The 6,176-nt window shown below is 40.5% G+C and carries 4 protein-coding genes and 1 pseudogene; all 5 read right to left on the bottom strand.

Annotated features, from left to right (window positions below; genetic code table 11):
* On the bottom strand, positions 1–571 hold a 571-nt coding region (locus AC52RT_RS07190), incomplete at its 3' end, for a Rossmann-fold NAD(P)-binding domain-containing protein (RefSeq protein ID WP_495540110.1).
* Positions 568–3,687: a carbamoyl-phosphate synthase (glutamine-hydrolyzing) large subunit gene (carB, locus tag AC52RT_RS07185; protein WP_495540109.1), complete on the bottom strand. Its 3,120-nt coding sequence runs from the start codon at positions 3,685–3,687 to the stop codon at positions 568–570. The genes AC52RT_RS07190 and carB, both read right to left, overlap by 4 nt.
* Positions 3,680–4,765 (bottom strand): carbamoyl phosphate synthase small subunit, encoded by a 1,086-nt coding sequence (locus tag AC52RT_RS07180; RefSeq protein ID WP_495540108.1) that lies wholly within the window; start codon positions 4,763–4,765, stop codon positions 3,680–3,682. Before AC52RT_RS07180 ends, carB begins: the two co-directional genes overlap by 8 nt.
* A 77-nt stretch (positions 4,766–4,842) precedes the next feature.
* Positions 4,843–6,000 carry an acetylornithine transaminase gene (argD, locus tag AC52RT_RS07175; RefSeq protein WP_495540107.1) on the bottom strand — a complete coding sequence of 386 codons (1,158 nt, stop codon included), beginning with the start codon at positions 5,998–6,000 and terminating at the stop codon, positions 4,843–4,845.
* Positions 5,997–6,176 (bottom strand): annotated as a pseudogene (locus AC52RT_RS07170) (acetylglutamate kinase); the annotation flags it as partial. The gene argD and the pseudogene AC52RT_RS07170, both read right to left, overlap by 4 nt.

Below are 6,176 nucleotides of genomic sequence, written 5' to 3'. Positions count from 1 at the left end.
CTACAGCAATATCAATGCCTGTTTTAGCACATGCAAGCATGAGTGAGTGGACAACGTTGTTTCCATCACCTATATAAGCTAGTTTTAATCCTTTAAGGGAGCCCTTACTTTCTTTAATCGTAAGTAAATCTGCTAGAGCTTGACAAGGATGATAGGTGTCCGTTAACCCATTAATAACAGGAATGGTCGCTGCGTTCGCCAATTCTTCAATTTTGTCATGACCAAACGTTCTGATCATAATGCCATCGATATATTCAGAAAGGACTTTCGCTGTATCAGAAATCGTTTCTCCACGGCCAATTTGGATATCATTACTGCTTAAAAATAAGGCGTTCCCTCCTAATTGAAGCATTCCTACTTCAAAGGAAACCCTCGTTCTGGTAGACGATTTTTCAAAAATCATACCGAGCGTTTTCCCTTTTAAAGGGGTGTATTCGACCCCTTCCTTTAATTTATCTTTTATCTTTTCTGCAGATTCCAGCAAATTTAAAATGGTATCCGTTGAAAGATCTCTAAGTGTCAAAAAATCTTTTTGTCCGATAATTTGTTTATCCAGTGTTTTCACGCTCATATAGGTGTCACTCCTTGTGGGATTTTTTCAAGCCATTCCTGAAGGGAAGATGCTTTAATCTCATCATGTGTTAAAGACTGTAAGTAAGCGTTAAAGGTAGCTTCCTCTGTAAAGGCAAGGATCCGATATTTGGCCGCCATGAGACGCAAATGTTGATCTTCTTCCGTTTTTCCGTAGGCAAGAACGGCTGCGCCATTCCCTTGCTTCAGGTATTCTTCAAAGTCTCCGCTTTGGAAAGTCATACCTGCTTCAAGTCCCATTTGTTTAGAAACGGCATTTAGGTTCACCGATGAACTATGATAAATAGAGGTTTTATCCACTGCACGGTTTGGATGGTACACCTTCGCAAGTGCCTCCTCTACCGTATCAGCAATGGCAATCCCTTCTCCTGTTGATTTCATTTCTGGTCCAACTTTGGAATCGAGTCCGCTTAAAGCAAACGTTGAAAAGACAGGATATTTCACAGCAGCAAAGCTAAGATTTTCATTTAGTCCTGTTTTTTCGAATAAATTCGACAAATTATATTTCCCAAGCAATATTTTTGTTGCTGCTTGAACCATTGGGACACCGGTTATTTTACAAATAATCGGAATCGTCCTGCTTGCACGAGGATTCACTTCCAGTACATAAACCTGTTCCCCATCTATGACAAATTGAATATTCATAAGCCCTTTATAATCAAGCTCCACAACAAGCTTCTTAGCATAGGTTTCAATTAAACCTTTCGTTTCATCTGAAAGAGAGACTTGTGGGAATAGCGCCATACTATCACCAGAGTGAACGCCTGCTTTTTCAATATGCTCGGCAATTAACGGAATATAAATGTCACTGCCATCAGCAATTAAGTCAATTTCGACTTCTTTTGCAGGGATATATGAGTCAATTAAAACTGGATAAACAATAGCTGTACCTTCATTCATTCGATGTTGCAAAGCTAATTTGTCTTGAATTATTTCCATTCCCTGACCGCCTATTACATATGAAGGTCTGATTAATACAGGAAAACCAATGTCTTCTGCCTGTTGAACAAGTTCTTGTTGATCAGCGGCCATTGCACCTGGGACATGAGGAATCTCAAGTTTTTGAAGGAGTTGATAGAAGCGATCTCTATCTTCCAATTGATCCAAACTATCAAAGGATGTACCAAGCAGGTTCACACCATATTCTTCAAGACCCTGTGCCAAATTAATAGCCGTTTGACCGCCAAATTGGACAATCACATCGGTAATATCCTCGGCCTCAATTACATTTAACACATATTCAAGCGTAAGTGGTTCAAAGTATAAACGGTCAGCGGTCGCAAAATCGGTGCTCACGGTTTCAGGATTACTATTTATCATTACCGTTTCAACCTGCTCACCCTGGAGGGCATATACGCCATGTACTGAACAATAATCAAACTCGATTCCCTGTCCAATACGAATTGGTCCACTGCCAATCATTAGTACTTTAGGCTTCGATGTTTTTTGTTGCTCATTCTCTCCAAAGTAAGTGGAATAAAAATAATTGGTATGTGATTCAAATTCTGCTGCACATGTGTCAACCGTCTTATACACAGCCTTGACACCGAGTGCTTGACGATAGTGCCTAACGTTCACTTCATCTGTTTTCCAGACGGAAGCCAGATACCGATCCGAAAACCCTTTTTCTTTAATACGCTGCATCGCTTCTTTACTCATACCTTCTAAATGCTGATCCGCAATTTCTTTTTCGATGCCAATCAATAAGCTAAAGGAATGAAGGAAGAAGTAGTCAATTTTCGTTGCATCATGAATTTCCTTTTCGGTAACCCCTTTACGGAGCATTTCAAAAATGACAAATATCCGTTCATCTGTTTTCGCAAAGAGCATCTCCCAAAGCTCATCGACACTTTTTTCGTTAAGGGATAACAGGTTAAGACCTAGTGTCTTTAATTCAAGGGAATCGACTGCCTTTTGCACAGCGCCTTCAAAGCTGCGATGTAAAGCCATCACTTCTCCAGTCGCTTTCATTTGTGTTCCAAGTTTACGATCAGCTGTCGTAAATTTATCAAATGGCCAGCGTGGAAACTTAACCGCTACATAATCTAATGCAGGCTCAAAACTTGCATATGTGCTTTTTGTCACGGGATTAATGATTTCTGATAAATGGTATCCGACTGCTAACTTCGCTGCAATTCTCGCAATGGGATACCCAGTTGCTTTCGATGCTAAAGCTGATGAACGACTGACCCGCGGGTTGACTTCAATTAGATAATATTGTTTGCTGTTAGGATCAAGTGCAAACTGGATATTACACCCGCCGATGATACCTAGTGCCGAGATAATTTTAATGGAAGCCGTTCTAAGCATATGATATTCATCGTCAGATAAAGTTTGCGATGGTGCCACAACAATTGAATCGCCTGTATGAATCCCAACTGGATCGATGTTTTCCATATTACAGATGGTAATACACGTATTATTGCTGTCACGCATGACTTCATATTCGACTTCTTTAAAGCCAGCGATACTTTTTTCAATCAGACACTGTGTAATTGGGCTTTCTTGCAGACCGCCGCGGACCAGTTCTTTAAAGTCTTCGAGATTGTCTGAAATCCCTCCGCCGGTACCGCCTAACGTGTATGCTGGACGAACGATGATTGGAAATCCAATTTCCTCAGAAAAAGCGACAGCCTCTTCAAGCGTGTGGACAATTACGCTGTCTGGAACTGGTTCATTAATTTCGAGCATTAATTTCCGAAACAGCTCCCGGTCTTCTCCCTTTTTAATTGAATCAATTGGTGTTCCGAGTAAGGTTACATTGTACTTTTCTAAAATTCCAGCTTCATCTAGCTGATAGGCAAGATTCAATCCCGTTTGTCCACCGAGCGTAGCTAGTAAGCCATCAGGTTTTTCCTTTTGAATGATTTTCTCCAGCATATCCACTGTAAGCGGTTCTAAGTAAACCACGTCAGCATTCATATGATCGGTCATGATGGTTGCTGGATTATTGTTCACAAGGACGACTTTATATCCTTCTTCTTTCAAAGCTAGACAGGCCTGAGTTCCTGCATAATCAAATTCTGCTGCCTGCCCAATGACGATTGGACCGGAACCGATGACTAAGATGGTTTGTATAGAATGATTTTTAGGCATATGCTTGTTCTCTCCCGCTGTATTCATTTATCATCTGTAAAAAATTTTCAAAAAGAATAATACTTTCAACCGGACCCGGATTCGCTTCAGGGTGGTACTGTGTAGTCAAAATGGGCAGGTGCTTATGTGACAAACCTTCAACCGTATCATCGTTCACATTACGGAACCGAACAGAGAGGTGTGTATTTTCTAGACTTGATTCATCCACTTCAAAACTATGATTCTGTGAACTCATGTATACGCGTTTTGTTTCGAGATCAACTACTGGTTGATTGGCACCGCGATGTCCAAACAGCATTTTCTTCGTATCTCCGCCAAAGGCAAGCGCCGTTAATTGGTGTCCAAGGCAAATCCCAAGCGTAGGATAACTGGAAATGATTTTTTTGATATTCGGTAATAAGGACTGAAGCTGTTTTGGATTCCCAGGTCCATTTGAAAGTAAAATTCCGTCAGGGTTTAATTGTTTGACTGTTTCATAGCTTGTATCAAACGGCACAACCGTTACTTTGCAGCCAAAGTCAGTAAGTGAGCTAAGGATTGATTTTTTATAACCAAAATCCATTAAAACAACATGTTTTTTTCCTGCTCCAAAGACCGAGATATCTTTAGAAGACACCTCTGCTACTGACTGAACCATTTCCTTACTGTTATCAGTATCTAATCGGATGTCATTTGCAGCAGAAATAGCAGCAGTCATAGAACCTTCTTTGCGAATGTTTTTAACCACCGCTCTCGTATCTACTTGACTTAAGAGCGGAATTCCCCATTTCGTTAAATATTCCTGCAGAGAATAACGTGCTTGATAATGTGAATGCCCCATGTCTCCTTCATACACGATGACGCCTGCAACATGAGGTTTTTTGCTTTCAAAGTCATGGTCATTAATGCCGTAATTTCCAATGAGCGGATAGGTAAATACAACGATTTGATCTTTATATGAGGGATCCGATAAGACCTCTTGATAACCTGTCATGCCGGTAAAAAAGACAAGTTCACCTGTTACTGTTTTATCTAAAGTGTCGTTCAAAATTGTTCCTTCAAAAGATTTTCCGTTTGATAAATGTAAATAACTGTCCATGAAATCCACCTCATCTGGTTCGTATATTTATATACTTTTAAGTATTTTTATGCATATAATGTGTAAAAAATCAGCCCTTAGGCTGTCGGTATTGATTCAGGTTTCAGTATGTTTGCTATCTTTTCTACAGCAAGATCAATTTCGTTTTTATCCGTTGTCAACGGCGGAAGAATGCGAATAACATTCGTTCCAGCTGTTAAGAGCAGCAGGCCTGAGTTTTGCAGTTCCTGTACAATTGGTGCGGCTTCATCTTTCAATTCTATCCCAATCATTAGTCCAAGTCCACGAATTTCAACAATATATTCTGAATTTTCCAAACACCATTTAAGTTGCTGCATAAAATAGATTCCTTTTTCTGCTGTTTCCTTTAGAAACTGAGGATTCATCACTTCAGAAAGTACGGCTATAGCAGCGGATATACTAATTGGATTCCCGCCGAATGTTGATCCGTGACTTCCTGGACCAAAGAATTCAGCCAAGTCTTCCCTGCCAAGCATTGCTCCGATCGGCAATCCGTTTCCAAGGCCTTTTGCAAGGGTAATAATGTCTGGTTGAATAGCAAAGTGCTGAAATGCAAATGGTTTACCCGTTCTGCCGATTCCTGTTTGAATTTCATCGATGATAAGGAGAATATCGTATTTATCTTTTATTTTCATGATAGCTTCTGCATAGGATACATCCAGCAGATGAATACCACCCTCGCCTTGCACTACTTCAAGCATGATCGCAGCCGTCTGATCATCAACTGCTTCCTCAAGTGCGGCTGTGTTGTTATACGGCACATGCGTAAATCCATCCAGCATCGTTCCATATCCAACTCGAATCTTCTCCTGACCCGTAGCGGCCATCGTTGCGAACGTGCGGCCATGGAAAGACTGCGTACATGTGACAATTTTACTTTTTCCTGTTGCTTTTCGCGCAAGCTTTATCGCTGCTTCATTCGCCTCGGCCCCGCTATTTGCAAAAAAAGTACGATTTAGTCCAGATGCTTTGGCTAATAACAAGGCTGCCTGTTCTTGTTCCGAGTTTTCAAATAAATTAGAGGTATGCCAGAAACGCTCAAGCTGTCTTTCTACAGAAGCTTTTACTTTTTCATTTCCATGCCCTAAATTTAACACGCCGATACCAGATGTATAATCAAGGTAATTCTTTCCTTCCTTACTGGTCAGCCAGCTGCCTTTCGCCGTATCTGGTTCGATATTCCATCTTGCATACGTTGGGAATAGTGCAGTCATTGTAAAACCCTTCCTTCTTCTTTATAAAATTTAGTGCCAATAAATTGCTGATTTTGAAAAAAGCGCTCTTTACCGCTGACAATCATTACATCATTACTCCCTGTATTTAGTACAGATAGTGCTGTTTTAACTTTTGGAATCATTCCCCCGTAAATCGATCCCTCTTTAATTAATTC

The organism is Peribacillus sp., from assembly GCF_059453735.1.
The sequence above is the reverse complement of the archived record's forward strand: the minus strand, read 5'-3'. Positions and strand labels throughout refer to the sequence as shown.

Bases quoted from the DNA above. Each gene is read 5' to 3' on its own strand.
- AC52RT_RS07180 (WP_495540108.1), bottom strand. From the start codon at position 4,765: ATGGACAGTTATTTACATTTATCAAACGGAAAATCTTTTGAAGGAACA.
- carB (WP_495540109.1), bottom strand. From the start codon at position 3,687: ATGCCTAAAAATCATTCTATACAAACCATCTTAGTCATCGGTTCCGGT.
- argD (WP_495540107.1), bottom strand. From the start codon at position 6,000: ATGACTGCACTATTCCCAACGTATGCAAGATGGAATATCGAACCAGAT.